The 18,321-nt window shown below is 72.8% G+C and carries 15 protein-coding genes; 6 read left to right on the top strand and 9 right to left on the bottom strand.

Annotated features, from left to right (window positions below; all coding sequences use genetic code 11):
* Nucleotides 1-9: 9 nt before the first annotated feature.
* The 4 genes from ACHZ99_RS24685 to ACHZ99_RS24670 form a co-directional block, all read right to left on the bottom strand.
* Nucleotides 10-603: a GTP-binding protein gene (locus ACHZ99_RS24685; protein WP_078627698.1), complete on the bottom strand. Its 594-nt coding sequence runs from the start codon at nucleotides 601-603 to the stop codon at nucleotides 10-12.
* Nucleotides 584-994, bottom strand: a complete 411-nt coding sequence (locus ACHZ99_RS24680; RefSeq protein WP_026276533.1) for a DUF742 domain-containing protein — start codon at nucleotides 992-994, stop codon at nucleotides 584-586. The genes ACHZ99_RS24685 and ACHZ99_RS24680 overlap by 20 nt, the downstream gene beginning before the upstream one ends.
* Before the next feature lie 73 nt (nucleotides 995-1,067).
* Entirely contained in the window at nucleotides 1,068-1,490 is a 423-nt protein-coding gene (locus tag ACHZ99_RS24675; RefSeq protein WP_047018298.1) for a roadblock/LC7 domain-containing protein, read from the bottom strand.
* Nucleotides 1,491-5,129 (bottom strand): nitrate- and nitrite sensing domain-containing protein, encoded by a 3,639-nt coding sequence (locus ACHZ99_RS24670; RefSeq protein WP_420306926.1) that lies wholly within the window; start codon nucleotides 5,127-5,129, stop codon nucleotides 1,491-1,493.
* A 596-nt stretch (nucleotides 5,130-5,725) separates the two neighbouring features.
* On the opposite strand from ACHZ99_RS24670, the gene ACHZ99_RS24665 reads away from it, so the two are divergent.
* From ACHZ99_RS24665 to gltX, 3 genes are read left to right on the top strand one after another with little or no spacing between them, the layout of a single operon-like run.
* Complete coding sequence (locus ACHZ99_RS24665; RefSeq protein WP_420306925.1) at nucleotides 5,726-5,902, top strand: hypothetical protein; 177 nt, start codon at nucleotides 5,726-5,728, stop codon at nucleotides 5,900-5,902.
* A gap of 44 nt (nucleotides 5,903-5,946) precedes the next feature.
* A complete protein-coding gene (locus tag ACHZ99_RS24660) occupies nucleotides 5,947-6,768 on the top strand; it encodes a fumarylacetoacetate hydrolase family protein (protein ID WP_420306924.1) in 822 nt (273 codons plus the stop codon).
* Nucleotides 6,761-8,272, top strand: coding sequence for a glutamate--tRNA ligase (gene gltX, locus ACHZ99_RS24655; protein ID WP_420306923.1), 1,512 nt, complete (start codon nucleotides 6,761-6,763; stop codon nucleotides 8,270-8,272). The genes ACHZ99_RS24660 and gltX overlap by 8 nt, the downstream gene beginning before the upstream one ends.
* A 93-nt stretch (nucleotides 8,273-8,365) precedes the next feature.
* Here gltX and ACHZ99_RS24650 read toward each other — a convergent pair whose 3' ends face one another.
* Nucleotides 8,366-8,581, bottom strand: coding sequence for an acyl-CoA carboxylase epsilon subunit (locus ACHZ99_RS24650; protein WP_420306922.1), 216 nt, complete (start codon nucleotides 8,579-8,581; stop codon nucleotides 8,366-8,368).
* Nucleotides 8,582-8,634: 53 nt separating this feature from the next.
* Nucleotides 8,635-10,158 carry an acyl-CoA carboxylase subunit beta gene (locus tag ACHZ99_RS24645; RefSeq protein WP_420307007.1) on the bottom strand — a complete coding sequence of 508 codons (1,524 nt, stop codon included), beginning with the start codon at nucleotides 10,156-10,158 and terminating at the stop codon, nucleotides 8,635-8,637.
* Nucleotides 10,159-10,494: 336 nt separating this feature from the next.
* Here ACHZ99_RS24645 and ACHZ99_RS24640 point away from each other — a divergent pair, with 336 nt between their 5' ends.
* Together ACHZ99_RS24640 and ACHZ99_RS24635 are read left to right on the top strand one after the other, a co-directional pair.
* The gene (locus tag ACHZ99_RS24640; RefSeq protein WP_420306921.1) at nucleotides 10,495-10,995 is read left to right on the top strand and encodes a MarR family winged helix-turn-helix transcriptional regulator; all 501 of its coding nucleotides are present in this window, start codon (nucleotides 10,495-10,497) and stop codon (nucleotides 10,993-10,995) included.
* Nucleotides 10,996-11,099: 104 nt separating this feature from the next.
* On the top strand, nucleotides 11,100-12,635 hold the full coding sequence (locus ACHZ99_RS24635) for an MFS transporter (RefSeq protein WP_420306920.1): 1,536 nt from the start codon (nucleotides 11,100-11,102) through the stop codon (nucleotides 12,633-12,635).
* A gap of 24 nt (nucleotides 12,636-12,659) precedes the next feature.
* Here ACHZ99_RS24635 and cimA read toward each other — a convergent pair whose 3' ends face one another.
* The gene (gene cimA, locus ACHZ99_RS24630) at nucleotides 12,660-14,297 is read right to left on the bottom strand and encodes a citramalate synthase (RefSeq protein WP_420306919.1); all 1,638 of its coding nucleotides are present in this window, start codon (nucleotides 14,295-14,297) and stop codon (nucleotides 12,660-12,662) included.
* 383 nt (nucleotides 14,298-14,680) lie between these two features.
* Between cimA and ACHZ99_RS24625 the strand changes: the two genes are divergently transcribed.
* Complete coding sequence (locus ACHZ99_RS24625) at nucleotides 14,681-15,757, top strand: S1 family peptidase (RefSeq protein ID WP_420306918.1); 1,077 nt, start codon at nucleotides 14,681-14,683, stop codon at nucleotides 15,755-15,757.
* Nucleotides 15,758-15,850: 93 nt separating this feature from the next.
* Here ACHZ99_RS24625 and ACHZ99_RS24620 read toward each other — a convergent pair whose 3' ends face one another.
* The gene (locus ACHZ99_RS24620; RefSeq protein WP_420306917.1) at nucleotides 15,851-16,945 is read right to left on the bottom strand and encodes a branched-chain amino acid aminotransferase; all 1,095 of its coding nucleotides are present in this window, start codon (nucleotides 16,943-16,945) and stop codon (nucleotides 15,851-15,853) included.
* A gap of 271 nt (nucleotides 16,946-17,216) precedes the next feature.
* Nucleotides 17,217-18,257 (bottom strand): 3-isopropylmalate dehydrogenase, encoded by a 1,041-nt coding sequence (locus ACHZ99_RS24615; protein ID WP_420306916.1) that lies wholly within the window; start codon nucleotides 18,255-18,257, stop codon nucleotides 17,217-17,219.
* Nucleotides 18,258-18,321: the final 64 nt, after the last annotated feature.

Below are 18,321 nucleotides of genomic sequence, written 5' to 3'. Positions count from 1 at the left end.
CCGGCCCGGTCAGCGGAGCCGGGCCATGAGCGCGTGCTCGACCAGCGTGATCAGCGTGGACTTGGACTCCGAACGCTGCCGGGCGTCCGTCGTCAGGATCGGCGTCTCCGGCCCGATCTGCAACGCCTCCCGCACCTCGTCCGGCGAGTACGGCTGATGACCGTCGAACCCGTTCAACGCGATCACGAACGGCAACCCCGAGTTCTCGAAGTAATCCACCGCCGGGAAACAATCCGCCAACCGCCGCGTATCCACCAGCACCACCGCACCGATGGCACCACGCACCAGATCGTCCCACATGAACCAGAAACGATCCTGACCAGGCGTCCCGAACAGATACAGGATCAAATCCTGATCCAGCGTGATCCGGCCGAAGTCCATCGCCACCGTCGTCGTGGTCTTCCCCGACACCTGCGACAGATCATCGATCCCCGCGGACGCCGACGTCATCACCGCCTCGGTACGCAACGGATTGATCTCCGACACCGAACCGACGAACGTGGTCTTGCCCACCCCGAAACCACCCGCCACCACGATCTTCGCCGACGTGGTCGCACGAGCCGGAGGAGAACCGGCCACACCACTAGAGCTTGCGAAGTCCACTGAGCACCCTTTCGAGCAAAGTCACATCGGGGGTTCCGTCGGCATCCGTGCCGCCGCCGGGCTGGTGGATCGCCACAAGACCGGCCTCGGCCAGGTCGGCGACCAGAATGCGCGCGACGCCCAGCGGCAGGGTCAGCAGCGCGGAGACCTCGGCAACGGATTTCACCTCGCGGCACAGGTGGCAGATCCGCTGGTGCTCCGGAAGCAGCCCCTGCAGCCGCATCGGGTCGGCCGACGTGCTCACCAGGGCCTCGATGGCGAGCTGGTAGCGGGGCCGGGTCCGGCCACCGGTCATGGCGTAGGGCCGGACCAGCGGCTGATCGCCTTCACCTTCGTAGGGCTGATGCTGGGCACCACCGTACGAGTCGGGTGAGGCGGGTGGCGGGGTCATGGATCCTCCGGACGGGAACATGGCCGATGGGGAAGGTCTGATAAAAGCGGGCGGCCGGACGGCCGGCCGTGGTTCAGTTCAGCAGGCTGCCCTGCAGCTCCGCGCGCAGGTCGGGGGTGAGCACCGCGCCCGCCCGGTCGACCAGCAGCGCCATCTCGTAACCCACCAGCCCGATGTCGCACTCCGGGTGCGCCAGCACGGCCAGCGAGGAACCGTCCGAAATCGACATGATGAAGAGGAAGCCGCGCTCCATCTCCACCACCGTCTGGTTCACGCTCCCGCCCTCGAAGATGCGCGAGGCGCCGGCCGTCAGCGACGTCAGACCGGACGCCACCGCCGCCAGCTGGTCGGCACGGTCCCGCGGGAAGCCGTCGGACATCGCCAGAAGCAGTCCGTCGGCGGAGACCACCACCGTGTGCGACACCCCGGGGGTGTTGTCCACGAAATTGGTGATCAACCAGTTCAGATTCTGCGCCGCCTGGCTCAATGGACTCAACTAACGCTCCTGCTGATAGGTGGGACCAAAGCCGTTGCCACCGAGGGTCTCGCCGGTGCCGCCGGCCTGGCGGCCCCGCTGGATCCCCCGGCGCAGGCTCGTCAGCCTGCCGCGCACGTCGTCGGGCGCGCGCGAGACCTGGGTTCCGCTGGCGTTCGCGGACTGCTGCGCGGTGCCCGCGACGAGGTTCTGCCGCGGCACCCGCCGCGGCAGCCCCGACGTGGTGACGCCGCCCGCCTGCGGAGTGCGCAGCTGCTCCGCCTGGCGCCAGCGGTCGTCGTTGGGCGAGGGCCGCCAGGCCGGTGCGGAGCCGGTCGCGGCCGGCTGCGGCGCGGGTGCGGCCGGCGGCGGAGGCGGGGCCTCCGGTGCCGGGCGCTCGGCGGGCGACGGGTCGGCCGGGGCCTCCGGCGCGCGCTGCGCGGCGGGGGCCTCGGGCTCCGGCCCGCGCTCGCGGGTGCCGCGGAACCAGTCCGACTCCATCGACTCGAAGATCGGCGTCCGCTCGTCGCCGCCGGCGGGTACGGGGCCGCCGTCGAGCAGGCCGTCGTCCGGCCGCTGCGGCGGCGCCGCCGTCGGGTACTCGCCGGTGTCGTGCGCGCCCGGGCGCTGCCCGGGGACCGCGTACTCGCCGGTGTCCTGGGGGCCGGGGCGCTGCCCCGGCACCGGGTGCTCGCCGGTGTCGTGGGGCGCGCCGCCGGGGCGCGCCACGGGGTGAGCACCCGTGTCGTACGAACCGGGGGCCGGCGGCGGCAGCGCGTGCCCGCCGGTGTCCTGCGGGCCGGCGCCCGGCCGCGCCACGGGGTACCCGCCGGTGTCCTGCGGGCCCGGGCCGGGCTGCGGGCGGCGCTGCGGCGGCGGCACCGGGTGCTCGCCGGTGTCCTGCGGGGCGCCGTACGCGGCGGCCTCGCCGGGGACGGGCGACCGCGGGGAGTCCGGCGGCGGCACGGAGCCGAAGGCCGGGATGCCCTGGCCGCCGCCGGGCGCGCCGGCGCCCGGGGGCGGGCCGGCGCCCGGGGGCGGGCCGGACACGTCGGGCCGGGCGAACCGGGTGGTGTCGGCGTCGTCGTGCTGCCGCGGGCCGTCGGCGTCGCGCGGGCCGGCGCCGGCGGACCGGGTGCCGGCCGGCTCGCGGGGGCCCGCATCGCCGCCCGGCCGGCCGGGCAGCCCCTGCCGGGCCGGACCCGAGCCGAGGCCGGAGGTGGAGCCGGAGCCCGGCGAGGCGCCGAAGGCGGAACCGCCGGGGAAGGCCGACCCCGTACCGGAGCCGGGCCGGCCGGAGCCGGCGCCCGCGGGCGTACGCCCGGGCAGCCCGGGGCGCTGGCCGCCGGAGCCGCCCGCGCCGCCGTCGCGGCTGGGCAGCGCGGGCCGGCCGGAACCGGTGCCCGCGCCCACCTGGCCGCGCTGCTGCGCGGCGCCGAGCCTGCTCATCGCGCCCCCGCGGCCCGCCGGCGCGGCCCCGCGCGCCGGGGCGCCCTGGCCGGCGCCGGACGCGCCCGCACCGGACGCGCCCGCGGCGCCCGCCGCGGGGCCCGCGGGCTGCTTGGCGCCCGCGCCGCCGTTCTGCGTGACATCGACGGGGAGCATGACCAGCGCGGTGGTGCCGCCGGAGTCGGAGGGGCGCAGCTGGATGCGGATGCCGTGGCGCAGGGACAGCCGGCCGACCACGAACAGGCCCATGCGGCGGGAGACGGAGACGTCGACCGTGGGCGGGTTGGCCAGCCGCTCGTTGATCGCCGCGAGGTCCTCGGGCGACAGCCCGATGCCGGTGTCGTGGATCTCCACCAGCACCCGGCCGTCGGGCAGCGCGTGGCCGGTGACCTTGACCTTGGTCTGCGGCGAGGAGAACGAGGTGGCGTTCTCCAGCAGCTCGGCGAGCAGGTGCACGAGGTCGTTCACGACCCGGCCGGCGACCTGGGTGGCCGGCACGGCGGACAGTTCGATGCGCTCGTACTGCTCCACCTCGGAGGCGGCGGCGCGCAGCACGTCGACCAGCGGGACCGGGCGGGTCCACCGGCGGCCCGGCTCCTCGCCGGCGAGGACCAGCAGGTTCTCGCCGTTGCGGCGCATGCGGGTGGCGAGGTGGTCCAGCTTGAAGAGGTTCTCCAGCTGGTCCGGGTCGGCCTCGCGGGACTCCAGTTCGGATATGAGGGAGAGCTGACGCTGGATGAGGCCCTGGCTCCGGCGGGAGAGGTTGGTGAACATCGCGTTCACGTTGCCCCGCAGCAGCGCCTGCTCGGCGGCCAGCCGGACCGCCTCCCGGTGCACGTCGTCGAACGCGGACGCCACCTTGCCGATCTCGTCCCGGCTGTTGATGCCGACGGTCTCGACGGAGGTGTCGACGTCCTGCGGGTCGGCGTCGGAGAGCTGCTTGACCAGCTCGGGCAGCCGCTTCTGGGACACCGTCTGGGCGGTGTCCTGCAGCCGGCGCAGCGAGCGGACCATGGAGCGGGCGACGACGAAGGCGCCGATGAGCGAGATGAGCAGGACGACGAGGATCAGGGCGCCGTTGAGGATCGCCTCGTTCTGGGCCTCGGACCGCAGATCGCGCGCGGCCTGCTCCATCTCCTGGAGCAGGTGCTGCTCGATCTTCTTCATCTCTTCGATCTTGACGCTGTCGAGCTCGTACCAGTGCCGGTAGCTCATGTCGGCGTTCTTGATGCTGTCCGGGTTGTTCACCAGGTTCTTGGCGAACGTGTCGGCCTGCTGCACGGAGGCGTTGCCGCCGTCCAGCGAGCGCATCAGGTCCGTCAGCCCGATCCGGCCCGAGTACAGGTGCGCGAAGAGTTTGAGCGAGGAGCTCTCGGCCTCCTGGGCGGAGGCGGCCTCCAGCCGGTCCGCCTCGGCGAACTCGTCGCGCGGCTCCTCGGCGAGGGCGGCGCTGATGATCGCCTGCTGGACGGAGGCGTACTCCTTGGCGGAGGAGAAGGTGGCCAGCGCCCGGGTCTTGGCGATCATCTCCGGGTTGCTCGTGGCCAGGGCCATGTCCTGGGAGAGCGAGACCAGGGAGTCGACCAGTTCGCCGTACGCCTTGACCGTCTGGGCGGCGCCGCCGGTGTCGTCCGAGTACGCGGTCTTGCGGATGCTGTTGATCTTGTTGAGCTTCTCGATGACGCTGGTCAGCGAGTTGTTGACGCCTTCGAGGTCCTGGTCCTCGGTGGTGTCGATCTCGTCCGCGGACCGGGTGAAGGCCGCCAGGGCCTGGTCGGTCTCGTCGCGGGCGTCGGTGATGTCGGGGTGCTTGGGGTTGCCGTCGACGATGAGGCCGGCCGACTTGTCGCGCTCCTGCTGGAGCATGTCGGCGAGCTCGGTGGCCTCCTCGGTCATGTCCGTCAGCAGCTTCATGTTCTCCAGCTGCTGCAGGTTCTGCCAGGAGTCCTCAATGCGGAAAGCCCCCAGCGTGGTCGCGGCGACCACGGGGAGCGCGAGGAGCGAGACGAGTCTGGTGCTGATGCGCCAGTTGCGCAGCAGGATCCGGGAGCCCGGACCCTTGGAGCCCTTGGGCCGCTGCATGCCGGCGAAGTCCCCGGCCTCGGGCGCGGGTATTCGGGCGCCGCCGCCGCGGTCGGCCGTCCGGTCCGGCGAGGAGCTCGCGCTCTGGCCGTACCGAAGAGAGGCTGCGCGGTCGGTCGACCCGCGCACCTCAGGCTCGCCCGGAACGCTGCCGTCAGTCTTCAATCGTCCCTGCACTAGCGTCGCAACCTCTAGGACCGGCTCCGGTGCGGACACCGGAGCGTTGTCTGGTCGTGCGGGAGCTTAGGCCCCCGCCCGCCGTGAACCAACCGGCGCAAGCTCCCCGTACAGCCCCCCGCGTGACGCCCCGTTGCGCCCTCTGCGTCGACTGCACCCCAGCGACGGTCCGTGGAATTCCAGCACAGTGCCGGGATCTCCAACAAGGCCCGCGGGTAACAGCTCGACCGCCATCACTCACCGTGCCAGCCAGATTACACGTGGTGGACATGACGGGTGGGGATAACGGACATTTTCCTACGAGGTGCACGGCGCGGGCTCGTGTCCCGGGTCGAGCCCATCAGTTGGGGAATGTCAGCCTTGCCGGGCAATAGCCCGTTTTAGCCGATCAGTGGAGTAGACGATATTCGGCATTCGTCACCGGCGGGGTGAGGAAAGTCACAATGCCGTACGGGATGGGTCCCGGCGGGGCGGGGAATAGCGGCGCCTACCCTTCCCTTGACACAACGGAACGTTCCGTAAAGAACCGGAAGGCACAGCTCACCGTCATGATCCTCCGCACCATAGCCAACCCCCGGCGCACCACTCTCGCCCACCTCGACGACGCCGCGGACCTGCTGGTTCCCGGGCCCCCCGAGCCGGCCCCGGCCGCGGACGCCCCGGCGCCGGAGCGTACCGCCAACCCGCGGCGCACCGTGCTGGAGGAGACCCCTTCCGGCGCCTGACCCGCGCGGCCCGGCGCGGGGTGGCGGGGCGATAACCTGGGCCCGTGCGTATCGCCAGGTTCTCCGTCGACGGCAGCGTCGCGTTCGGTGTGGTCGAAGGCTCCGACGGCTTCGACGGCGCGGGCGCCCCCCGGGGCGAGGTCACCCTCGACGTGATCAAGGGCCATCCCTTCGCCGAGTTCGAGCGGTCGGGCCGCAGGCTCCCGCTGGACAAGGTGCGGCTGCTGCCCCCCGTCCTGCCCAACAAGGTCGTCGCGATCGGCCGCAACTACGCCGAGCACGCCGCGGAGCTGGGACACCCCTTGTCGAGCCCGCCCGACGTGCCGGTCACCTTCTTCAAGCCGTCCACCTCGGTGATCGGCCCCGGCGACCCCATCGCGTACCCGTCCTTCTCCGACGACGTGCAGCACGAGGCGGAGCTGGCCGTCGTCATCGGCCGGCTCTGCCGCGAGGTGCCGCTGGAGCGGGCCGGGGACGTGATCCTCGGCTACACCTGTGCGAACGACGTGACCGCGCGCGACGTCCAGCGGCGCGAGAAGCAGTGGGCCCGGGCCAAGGGCTTCGACACCTCCTGCCCGCTCGGCCCCTGGGTCGAGACGGGGCTGGACCCGGCGCGGATCGCCGAGGGCCTCGCCGTCCAGTGCACCGTCAACGGCGACCAGCGCCAGCTCGGCCGCACCGCGGACATGGTGCGCTCGGTCCCCGAGCTGATCGTGCACATCACCGAGGCGATGACGCTGCTGCCCGGCGACGTCGTGCTCACCGGGACCCCCGCGGGCGTCGGCCCGCTCCACGACGGCGACGAGGTCGCCGTCACCATCGAAGGCATCGGCACTCTCGCCAACAAGGTGATCAAGCGTGGCTAGCGCAGCCCCCGCGACCCCCGTACGGGTCCGCTTCTGTCCCTCCCCCACCGGCAACCCCCACGTGGGCCTGGTGCGCACCGCCCTGTTCAACTGGGCGTACGCGCGCCACACCGGCGGCTCGCTGGTCTTCCGGATCGAGGACACCGACGCCGCCCGCGACTCGGAGGAGTCGTACGAGCAGCTGCTCGACTCCTTCCACTGGCTCGGCATCGACTGGGACGAGGGCCCCGAGGCCGGCGGCCCGCACGCGCCGTACCGGCAGTCGCAGCGCATGGAGGTCTACGCCGACGTCGCCCGCCGGCTGACGGACGCCGGGCACGCCTACCGCTGCTACTGCACCGCGGCGGAGCTGGAGGAGCGCCGCGAGGCGGCGCGGGCGGCCGGCCGCCCCTCCGGGTACGACGGGCACTGCCGCGACCTGACCGCGGAGCAGGTGGCCGCGTACGAGGCCGAGGGCCGGACCTCGATCGTCCGCTTCCGCATGCCGGACGAGACGGTCACCTTCACCGACCTGGTGCGCGGCGAGCTGTCCTTCGCGCCCGAGAACGTCACGGACTACGGCCTCGTCCGCGCGAACGGCGCCCCGCTCTACACCCTGGTCAACCCGGTCGACGACGCGCTGATGGAGATCACGCACGTGCTGCGCGGCGAGGACCTGCTGTCCTCCACCCCGCGGCAGATCGCGCTCTACCGCGCGCTGATCGACCTCGGCGTGGCCAAGCGGGTGCCGGAGTTCGGCCACCTGCCGTACGTCATGGGCGAGGGCAACAAGAAGCTGTCCAAGCGCGACCCGCAGTCCTCGCTCAACCTCTACCGCGAGCGCGGCTTCCTGCCCGAGGGGCTCATCAACTACCTCTCGCTGCTGGGCTGGTCGCTCTCCGCCGACCGGGACGTCTTCACCCGGGACGAGCTGGTCGCCGCCTTCGACATCGCCGACGTGGTGCCCAACCCGGCCCGCTTCGACCTGAAGAAGGCCGAGGCGATCAACGCGGACCACATCCGCATGCTGGACGTGAAGGACTTCGCCGAGCGCTGCGGGCCCTGGCTGCGCGCGCCGTACGCGCCGTGGCGTCAGGAGTCGTTCGACGCGGACGCCTTCGCGGCGGTGGCGCCGCTGGCGCAGACGCGGCTGACGGTGCTGTCCGACATCACGGCCAACGTCGACTTCCTCTTCCTCGACGAGCCGGTGTTCGACGAGAAGTCGTGGGACAAAGCCATGAAACCGGGGCAGCCGGGGCAGCCGGGGGCGGCCGGGCTGCTGCGCACGGCGCGCGGGAAGCTGGCCGCGGCCGCGTGGTCGGCGGAGGCGCTGAAGGAGGCGGTCCTCGCCGCGGGCGAGGAGCACGGGCTGAAGCTGGGCAAGGCGCAGGCGCCGGTGCGGGTCGCGGTGACGGGGCGGACGGTGGGGCTGCCGCTGTTCGAGTCGCTGGAGGTGCTGGGCCGCGAGCGCACGCTGGCGCGCGTGGACGCCGCGCTGGCGCGGCTGGAGGAGGCGCAGGGCTGAGCCCGGCACCGCCGGGCCCGGGCCCGTACGGCACACGCGAAGGCCCCGCCGGCGGCGGGGCCTTCGTCGTGGCGCGGGGCGGCGGCGCCTTCGTCAGCGCTGCCAGCTGTGCGGGGCGCGGAAGCCGTGCTGGCGCTCCAGGCGGCGCCAGCGGGCCGCGGACGCGCCGTGCCCGCCGTGGCGGGCGTGCGCCGCCGGGCCCTCGGCGGCGGCGCGGGCGAGCAGCACCGCGGTGAGCGCGGCCAGCTCCTCCTCGCTGGCCTCGCCCTTCTCGACCCGGACGAGGTTCTCGGCGTTCGGCGTGGTCACGTGTGTGCTCCTGGGCTGTTCTGCGGGGTCGGCTGCGGGTCGGGCCGCGGTGGTCACTGCGGCGGGTTGCCGTGCTTGCGCGCCGGCAGGTCGGCGTGCTTCGTACGCAGCATCGCCAGGGACCGGATGAGGACCCGGCGGGTGTCGGCGGGGTCGATGACGTCGTCCACCAGGCCGCGTTCGGCGGCGTAGTACGGGTGCATCAGCTCGGCCTTGTACTGCTTGACCATCTCGGTGCGCTTGGCCTCGGGGTCCTCCGCGGCCGCGATGTCGCGGCGGAAGATGACGTTCGCCGCGCCGTCGGCGCCCATCACCGCGATCTCGTTGGTGGGCCAGGCGTACGTCAGGTCGGCGCCGATGGACTGGCTGTCCATGACGATGTACGCGCCGCCGTACGCCTTCCGGAGCACCACCGAGATCCGCGGCACGGTGGCGTTGCAGTACGCGTACAGCAGCTTCGCCCCGTGCCGGATGATCCCGCCGTGCTCCTGGTCGACGCCCGGCAGGAACCCCGGCACGTCGAGCAGGGTGACGATCGGGATGTTGAAAGCATCGCACATCTGGACAAAGCGGGCACCTTTCTCGCTCGCCTCGATGTCCAGCACCCCCGCCAGCGACTGCGGCTGGTTGGCGAGCACGCCGACCACCTGGCCGTCGAGCCGGGTCAGCACGCAGAGCAGGTTGGTCGCCCAGCGCTCGTGCACTTCGAGGTACTCGCCGTCGTCGACGATCTCCTCGATCACCCTGCGCATGTCGTACGGCCTGTTGCCGTCCGCCGGCACCAGGTCGAGCAGGGCGTCGCCGACCCGGTCGGCCGGGTCCTCGGCGGCGACGGCGGGCGGGTTCTCCCGGTTGTTCTGCGGGAGCATCGACAGCAGGTAGCGCACCTCCTCCAGGCACGTCACCTCGTCGTCGTACGCGAAGTGGCACACCCCGGAGGTCTCCGCGTGCACGTCCGCGCCGCCCAGCCCGTTCTGGCTGATCTCCTCGCCCGTCACCGCCTTGACCACGTCCGGCCCGGTGATGAACATCTGCGAGGTCTCGCGGACCATGAAGACGAAGTCGGTGAGCGCCGGCGAGTACGCCGCGCCGCCCGCGCACGGGCCCATCATCACCGAGATCTGCGGGATGACCCCCGAGGCGCGGGTGTTGCGCTGGAAGATGCCGCCGTACCCGGCGAGCGCCGAGACGCCCTCCTGGATCCGCGCGCCCGCGCCGTCGTTGAGGCTGACCAGCGGCGCACCCGCCGCGATCGCCTTGTCCATGATCTTGTGGATCTTGTACGCGTGCGCCTCGCCGAGGGCGCCGCCGAAGATGCGGAAGTCGTGCGCGTAGACGAAGACCGTCCGCCCGTGGACCGTCCCCCAGCCGGTGATCACGCCGTCCGTGTACGGCCTCTTGGCCTCCAGGCCGAAGCCCGTCGCCCGGTGCCGGCGCAGCGGCTCCACCTCGTTGAACGACCCCTCGTCCAGCAGCAGGTCGATCCGCTCCCGGGCGGTGAGCTTGCCCTTGGCGCGCTGCGCGGCGGTCGCCCGCTCACTGGGCCCCGCGTGGGCCTGCTCGCGGATGCGGCGCAGCTCGGCCGCGCGCCCCCGGGCCTCGTTCCCCGCGACGTTCCCGGTGGCGCTCCCGGCGGCGTTCCTGGTGACACCGACCGCCGCTGCCGCGTCGGAGGGGGCGTCGTCCACTGTGGTCATAGAACGACGGTACGGGTACGAGGGCGTCGAACCTTATGTCATTTCCCTACAACGTCGGCTCGAAAATCATGAGCAACCGGCACTACCGGCAGGTGACGGGGCCGCACACCGGCCAACGACACGTCGGCCCGAGCTGTAGGGCCCCAACAACGCAGCGGAGCAGATCGTCAACACGGAAAAAGGTTCCGTAGCAGACTTTCTTGTTAATCTGTGGGCATGACCACCACGCCCGCAGCCCGTCAGCCCGCCCGTACGGTACCGGACGTCACCGGCTACCTCATGCACACCGGACACGTGCTCAACACCAGGCTGTCCGCCGCGCTGAGCGAGATCGGCCTCCTCCAGCGGGAGCAGTGCGTGCTCGTGCACGCGCTGGAGGGCGAGCACACCCAGGGCCAGCTCGCCGAGATGGCGCGCATGGACAAGACGACGATGGTCGTGACCGTGGACGGCCTGGAGAAGGCCGGGTTCGCCGAGCGGCGGCCGTCGAGCACCGACCGCCGGGCCCGCATCATCCACGTCACCGACGCCGGCGCGGAGATCGCGGCGCGCGGCCAGGAGGTCGTCGACCGGGTGCACCGGGAGGTGCTCGGCTCCCTGCCGGCCGCGCAGCGGGACGCCCTCGTCGGGGCCCTGGAGAGCCTGGCGGCCGGCCCGCTCGCCCAGCCCGTCCCGTCCGACCAGCCCGTCCGCCGGGCGCGGCAGAACCGGCGGTAGCCCAGAGAAGGTCCGCAGAAGAAAACAAATTAAAAGAAGCTCCCGTACGAAACTATCTGCTACGGTCTTTCCTGTTGCCCGCATCCGCACCAGGAGAGACCTCCATGAACCCCACCGACCCACGGCCGGACCGGTCCCGCTGGCTCGCGCTCGCGATCCTCTGCACCGGCGCGCTGATGATCATCCTCGACGGGAGCATCGTCACCGTCGCGCTCCCCGCCGTCCAGCGGGACCTGGGGTTCTCCCCGGCCGACCTGACCTGGACGGTCAACGCCTACATGATCGCCTTCGGCGGGCTGCTGCTGCTCGCCGGCCGGCTCGGCGACCTGCTCGGCCGCAAGCGGGTGTTCGTCGCCGGCGTGCTGCTCTTCACCGCCGCCTCGCTGCTGTGCGGGCTGGCCGCCGAGCCGTGGACGCTGATCGCCGCCCGCTTCGTGCAGGGCGTCGGCGGGGCGCTGACCTCCGCCGTCGGGCTCGGCATGATCGTTACGCTCTTCACCGACCCGCAGGAGCGCGCGAAGGCCATCGGCGCCTTCGCGTTCACCGGCGCGACCGGCGCCTCGCTGGGCCAGGTGCTCGGCGGCGTGCTCACCGACGCGCTCAGCTGGAACTGGATCTTCTTCATCAACCTGCCCATCGGGCTGGCCACCGCCGTGCTCGCGCTGCGCGTGCTGCCGGGCGGCCCGGCCGGCCCCCGGCCCGGCCCGGCCGGGGGCGCCGACGTCGCCGGGGCGCTGCTGGTCACCTCCGGGCTGATGCTCGGCGTCTACACCATCGTCGAGACCGAGAGCCACGGCTGGGCCTCCGGCCGCACCCTCGGCTCCGCCGCGCTCGCCGCCGCGCTGCTCACCGGCTTCGTACTCCGCCAGGCCCGGGCCGCCGCGCCGCTGCTGCCGCTGCGGGTCTTCCGCTCGCGCACCGTGTCCGGCGCCAACGCCGTCCAGCTGCTCGTGATCTCGGGGATGTTCGCCTTCCAGATCGTCGCCGCGCTGTACATGCAGCAGGTGCTGGGCTACGGGGCCGCCGAGACCGGCTTCGCGATGCTGCCGGCCGCGGCCACCATCGGCGTCACGTCGCTGCTCGTCTCCGCCCGGCTGGTGGCGCGGTTCGGCGAGCGGGCGGTGCTGCTCGCCGGGCTGGTGCTGCTCACCCTCGCGCTGGCGCTGCTGGTACGCGTCCCGCGGGACCCGGCCGAGGTGAGCTACGTGGCCCACCTGCTGCCGACGATGCTGCTGATCAGCGGCGGCGGGCTGGTGCTGCCGACGATGACCGCGCTGGGCATGTCCGGGGCGCGGGAGGACGACGCCGGGGTGGTCTCCGGGCTGTTCAACACCGGCCAGCAGATCGGCGGTGCGCTCGGCGTCGCGGTGCTGACCACGCTCGCGGCGGCGCGGACGGAGTCGCTGAGCGCGGCCGGGCACGGCCGGGACGCGGCGCTGACGGGCGGCTTCCAGCTGGCGTTCGGCGTCGGGGCGGCGCTGGTGGCCGCCGCGGTGGCGGTGACGCTGGCGGTGCTGCGGCCCGCCCGGCAGGCCCCGCCCGGCAGCCCGGCGGGCGCCGCGCCGGCGGCAGGCGCCGCTCCCGCCGGGACGGCGGCCGTGGAGGACGGTCCCGCCGGGCCGCGGCAGCGCGCCCGCTGAGCTGGTCCGGGCCGCGGGCGGCCGCTACTCCTGCGGCACGACCCCGGCCCGGAGCAGACCGTAGGCGTACGCGTCGTCCAGCGCCTGCCACGACGCCGCGATGACGTTGTCCGCGACGCCCACGGTGTCCCACTCGCCGCGGCCGTCGCCGGTGGTGATGAGCACGCGCGTCGTCGACTCCGTGCCGTGGGTCCCCTCCAGGATCCGCACCTTGTAGTCGACCAGCTCGAAGTCCGCCAGCTGGGGGTAGATCCGCTCCAGCGCCACCCGCAGCGCCCGGTCCAGCGCGTGGACCGGGCCCTTGCCCTCCGCCGTGACGACGGTCCGCTCGCCCTTCGCCCACAGCTTCACCGTGGCCTCGTTGGCGTGGGTGCCGTCCGGCCGGTCCTCGACGATGGCCCGCCAGGACTCGGTGCGGAAGTAGCGCCGGACCCGGCCGGACTCGCGCAGCTGAAGCTCCTCGCGGAGCAGCAGTTCGAAGGAGGCGTCGGCGGCCTCGTACGTCAGCCCCCGCAGCTCGTTCTCCTTGACCCGCTCCACCACCCGGCTCAGCAGCTCGCGGTCGTCGCCGAGGTCGAGGCCGAGGTCCTTGCCCTTCAGCTCGATGGACGCCCGGCCGGCCATGTCGGAGACGAGCATCCGCAGCCGGTTGCCGACCAGCTCGGGGTCGATGTGCTGGTAGAGGTCGGGGTCGACCTTGATGGCGGAGGCGTGCAGGCCCGCCTTGTGGGCGAAGGCCGAGACGCCCACGTACGGCTGGTGGGTGGCGGGCGCGATGTTGACCAGCTCGGCGACGGCGTGCGAGATCCGGGTCATCTCCGCCAGCCGGCCCGGGGGCAGCACCCGCATCCCGTACTTCAGCTCCAGCGCGGCGACCACCGGGAAGAGGTTGGCGTTGCCGACGCGCTCGCCGTAGCCGTTGGCCGTGCACTGCACGTGCGTGGCGCCGCCGTCGACGGCGGCCAGGGTGTTGGCCACGCCGCAGCCGGAGTCGTCCTGCGCGTGCATGCCGAGCCGGGCGCCGGTCGCGGCCAGCACCTCGGCGACGGTCTCGCGCACCTGGCCGGGGAGCATGCCGCCGTTGGTGTCGCAGAGCACGACGACGTCGGCGCCGGCCTCGTGCGCGGCGGCGACGACCTGCTTGGCGTACGCGGCGTTGGCGCGGTGGCCGTCGAAGAAGTGCTCGCAGTCGACGAAGACCCGGCGGCCGTGCCCGCGCAGGAAGGCCACGGTGTCGCGCACCATCGCGAGGTTCTCCGCGAGCGTGGTGCGCAGCGCCAGCTCCACGTGCCGGTCGTGCGCCTTGGCGACCAGGGTGACCACCGGCGCCTCGGACTCCAGCAGCGCGCGCACCTGCGGGTCGTCCTCGACCCGCGCGCCCGGCTTGCGGGTGGCGCCGAAGGCGACCAGCTCCGCGTGCCGGAAGGGGAGCTCCGCGCGGGCGCGGCGGAAGAACTCCGTGTCCCGGGGCACCGCGCCGGGCCAGCCGCCCTCGATGAAGCCCACGCCGAAGTCGTCGAGGTGCCGGGCGATGGCCAGCTTGTCCGCGACGGTGAGGCTGATGCCCTCGCGCTGCGCGCCGTCGCGCAGCGTGGTGTCGAAGACGTGGAAACCCTCGTGGGGGGTGTCGGGGGTCTCGGGGGCTTCCGGCTCTGTGCTCATCGAAGTGCTCCTGTCGGGAGGGTGTGCTCTCCGGTCCCGGAAATGCAAAAGACCCCTCGCTGGTCGCGAGAGGTCTGCGCGCGGGTCTGGGACGCGGTGTGCCGTCACCGTATGCGGATCGCGGGACGGTCAGCGCGGACCGGCGCGCCTGTTGCCAATAATCATGACGGCAGACGAGGTCACGTCGGCAGTCTGGCACACCGCCCGCCCGGGCCGGAGTTCCGTCTCACGATACGGGCAGACTGCCCACGTTTCGTACGGCCGAGTCGGCCTGACGCGGTCTTGTGTCGATGACATGCGCGTGCCAATTTGGTCCCCGACCAGTCGGTACGGCAAACCTCCCACGAACCCCCACACGGTTCACACATAAGGAGAACCACCGCATGAGACCCCACATGTCCGCGCGCCTGGGCGGCGGCCTCGCCGCCCTTCTCCTGCTCGGCACCGCCGCCCTCGGCGGAACGGCCGCCGCGGCGGCCCCGCCGGCCGACGGCCCGGCCGAGGGCGTCGCGGCCGACGCGGCCACGCTCGCGCTGAACGCCGACGTCACGCGCGCCCTGGGCGCCGACAGCGCCGGCACATACCTGGACGCCGGTACCGGCGAGCTGGTCGTGACCGTCACCGACAAGGCCGCCGCGGAGCGGGCCCGGGCGGCCGGCGCCCAGGCCGAACTGGTCGAGCACAGCGCCGCGGAACTGCGCTCCGCGATGGGCGCCTTCGAGCGGCGGGCGCAGATAACCGGCACCTCCTGGGGTGTCGATCCGGCCACCAACCAGATAGCCGTGCAGGCCGACTCCACCGTGTCCGCCGCCGAGTACGCGAAGCTCAAGCGCGTCGCGAAGAGCCTCGACGGCGCGGCCCGGGTGAACCGGATCCCCGGGGTCTTCCACGAGGAGGTCATCGGCGGCGACGCGATCTTCGGCGGCGGCTACCGCTGCTCCGCGGCGTTCAACGTGACCAAGAACAACGCCCGCTACTTCCTGACCGCCGGCCACTGCACCAACGCGGGCGCCTCCTGGTCGGACAGCAACGGCGGCGACCAGATCGGCACCCGCGAGGGCACCAGCTTCCCGACGAACGACTACGGGCTCGTCCGGTACACCGACGGCTCCACCCCCGCCGGCACCGTGAACCTCTACAACGGCGGCAGCCGGGACATCACCCGCGCCGCCGACGCCGTCGTCGGCCAGGCCATCCAGAAGAGCGGCTCCACCACCGGGCTCACCAGCGGCGAGGTGACCGCCGTGAACGTGACCGTCAACTACAGCTCCGGCCCGGTCTACAACATGGTCCGCACCACCGCCTGCTCCGCCGGCGGCGACAGCGGCGGCGCCCACTTCTCGGGCAACGTCGCGTACGGCATCCACTCCGGCAGCGCGGGCTGCACCGGCACCGACGGCTCCGCCATCCACCAGCCGGTCACCGACGCGCTGGACGCGTACGACGTGAGCGTCTACTGACGCGACCGGCAGCACGACCGCACCACCGCACGACGGGCCGGGAAGGGGCCGCCGCCGGACCTCCGGCGGCGGCCCCGCCGCGTACGCCGCCCGTCAGCCCAGCTCGTGCATCCACCCGTGCGGGTCCGGGGCCTGCCCGGTCTGCACGTCGACCAGCGCCTTGCGCAGCCGCGCCGTGACCGGGCCCATCGACCCGTCGGCGACCGTCCACTCCGCCGTGCCGGACTTCGCGTGCCCCACCGGCGTGATGACGGCGGCCGTGCCGCAGGCGAAGGTCTCCGTGATCGTGCCGTCCGCGCAGCCGGCCTGCCACTCCTCCTTGGAGATCCGCACCTCGCCGGTCCGGTAGCCGAGGTCGGCGGCGATGGTCAGCAGCGAGTCGCGGGTGATGCCGGGCAGCAGCGTGCCGGTCAGCTCGGGGGTGACCACCTCCGCACCGGGGCCCTCGCCCCGCACGAAGTACAGGTTCATCCCGCCCATCTCCTCGATCCACCGGCGCTCCACCGCGTCCAGCCACACCACCTGGTCGCAGCCCTGCTGCACGGCCTGGAGGGTGGCGGCCATGGCGCCCGCGTAGTTGCCCGCGCACTTGGCCTCGCCGGTGCCGCCGGGCGCGGCGCGCACGTACTCCTCGGTGAGCCACACCGAGACCGGCTTGATGCCGCCGTGGAAGTACGCCCCGGCCGGCGAGGCCAGCACCATGAACAGGTACTCGCGCGCCGGCGAGTTCACCCCGAGGCCGACCTCGGTGGCGAACATGAACGGGCGCAGGTACAGCGACTCCTCGCCGGTGCCCGGCACCCACGCCTTGTCCTGGCGCACCAGCACGTCGATGGCCTCCACGAAGGTCTCGACGGGCAGCTCCGGCATCGCCAGCCTGCGCGCGGACCGCTGGAAGCGGCGCGCGTTGGCGTCCGGCCGGAAGGTGCGGACGCCGCCGTCGGGCTGCCGGTACGCCTTCAGCCCCTCGAAGATGGACTGTCCGTAGTGCAGCGCCATCGTCGCCGGGTCGAGGGTCAGCGGCGCGTACGGCTGGAGCTGCGCGTCGTGCCAGCCGCGGCCCTCGGTCCACCTGATCGTGACCATGTGGTCCGTGAAGTGCTTGCCGAAGCCGGGGCTGGTCAGGATCGCCTCGCGCTCCGCGTCGGACAGCGGGTGCGCGGACGGCTTGAGCTCGATCGAGGTCATGAGATTCGTGTCCTTCACCGTTCGGTGTGTGGCGGACCGCGTCCCGTACTGAGGTCCTCGTACCCCCAAGGTACTAGGACGTCCGAGCATTACCCCGCGCCGCGGCCCCGCTTCGATTATGACGTGGGCGGGGGCAGCGGCAAGCGTGGCGGTGGTACGCGGCCCGAAGGGTCATCGTCGCACTGCCGCCGCCCGGAGGGCAGCGGTCAGCCGGCCGTTACGGAAGAAACCTGACCGGCCGGGCCGGCCGCACGAGGCGTGGTCCCGGCGGTCAGCCGGATACTCGGGCGGCGAGCGCGTCGCCGATCTCGTCCGTGGTGCGCGCCTCCGGGCCGCGCGCGGCGAGGTCGGCCTCGACGGCCTCCTCGACGCGGGCGGCCTGCGGGGCGTGGCCGAGGTGGCGCAGGAGCAGGGCGACCGACAGGACCGTGGCCGTCGGGTCGGCCTTGCCGGTGCCGGCGATGTCCGGCGCGGAGCCGTGGACCGGTTCGAACATCGACGGGAAGGCGCCGGACGGGTTGATGTTCCCGGAGGCGGCGAGGCCGATGCCGCCGCTGATGGCGGCGGCGAGGTCGGTGAGGATGTCGCCGAAGAGGTTGTCGGTGACGATCACGTCGAACCGCTCGGGCTGGGTGGTCAGGAAGATCGTCGCGGCGTCGACGTGCAGGTAGTCGGTCGTGACCCCGGGGTACTCGGCGCCGACCCGGTCGAAGGTGTCCTTCCACAGCCGGCCGGCGTGGACGAGCACGTTGTTCTTGTGCACGAGGGTCAGCTTCCGGCGCGGGCGGGCCTGGGCGCGCTCGTACGCGTCCCGGACCACCCGCTCCACGCCGTAGGCGGTGTTGACGCTGACCTCGGTGGCGACCTCGGCCGGCGTGCCGGTGCGCAGGCTGCCGCCGTTGCCGGTGTACGGGCCCTCGGTGCCCTCGCGGACGACGACGAAGTCGATGGCGGGGCGGCCGGCCAGCGGGGTGTCGGTGCCGGGGTAGAGCTTCGACGGGCGCAGGTTCACGTAGTGGTCGAAGGCGAAGCGCAGCTTCAGCAGCAGCCCGCGCTCCAGCACGCCGGAGGGCACCGAGGGGTCGCCGACGGCGCCGAGCAGGATCGCGTCGTGGTCCTTCAGGGCGGCCAGCTCCGCGTCCGGCAGGGTCTCGCCGGTGGCGTGCCAGCGGCGGGCGCCCAGGTCGTAGCTCTCGGTCTGCAGCTTCACGTCCTGCGGCAGGACCGCGGAGAGCACTTTCAGGCCCTGGGCCACGACCTCGGGGCCGATGCCGTCGCCGGGAATGGACGCGAGACGAATGCTGCGAGACATGGGGGGAGCCTACGCGGTACGTCTCGCGGGACGGCACCGCCGTCCGGGATGTGGACAGGTGGGG

Source organism: Streptomyces sp. MAR4 CNX-425 (genome assembly GCF_048656465.1).
GTDB lineage: Bacteria > Actinomycetota > Actinomycetes > Streptomycetales > Streptomycetaceae > Streptomyces.
Note: the sequence above shows the minus strand (reverse complement) of the source record. Positions and strands in the feature narration are given on the sequence as shown.

Excerpts from the sequence above, each read along its gene's own strand:
- ACHZ99_RS24680 (WP_026276533.1), bottom strand. The coding sequence starts at position 994 with ATGACCCCGCCACCCGCCTCACCCGACTCGTACGGTGGTGCCCAGCAT.
- ACHZ99_RS24665 (WP_420306925.1), top strand. The coding sequence starts at position 5,726 with ATGATCCTCCGCACCATAGCCAACCCCCGGCGCACCACTCTCGCCCAC.
- ACHZ99_RS24640 (WP_420306921.1), top strand. The coding sequence starts at position 10,495 with ATGACCACCACGCCCGCAGCCCGTCAGCCCGCCCGTACGGTACCGGAC.
- ACHZ99_RS24635 (WP_420306920.1), top strand. The coding sequence starts at position 11,100 with ATGAACCCCACCGACCCACGGCCGGACCGGTCCCGCTGGCTCGCGCTC.
- cimA (WP_420306919.1), bottom strand. The coding sequence starts at position 14,297 with ATGAGCACAGAGCCGGAAGCCCCCGAGACCCCCGACACCCCCCACGAG.
- ACHZ99_RS24625 (WP_420306918.1), top strand. The coding sequence starts at position 14,681 with ATGAGACCCCACATGTCCGCGCGCCTGGGCGGCGGCCTCGCCGCCCTT.
- ACHZ99_RS24620 (WP_420306917.1), bottom strand. The coding sequence starts at position 16,945 with ATGACCTCGATCGAGCTCAAGCCGTCCGCGCACCCGCTGTCCGACGCG.
- ACHZ99_RS24615 (WP_420306916.1), bottom strand. The coding sequence starts at position 18,257 with ATGTCTCGCAGCATTCGTCTCGCGTCCATTCCCGGCGACGGCATCGGC.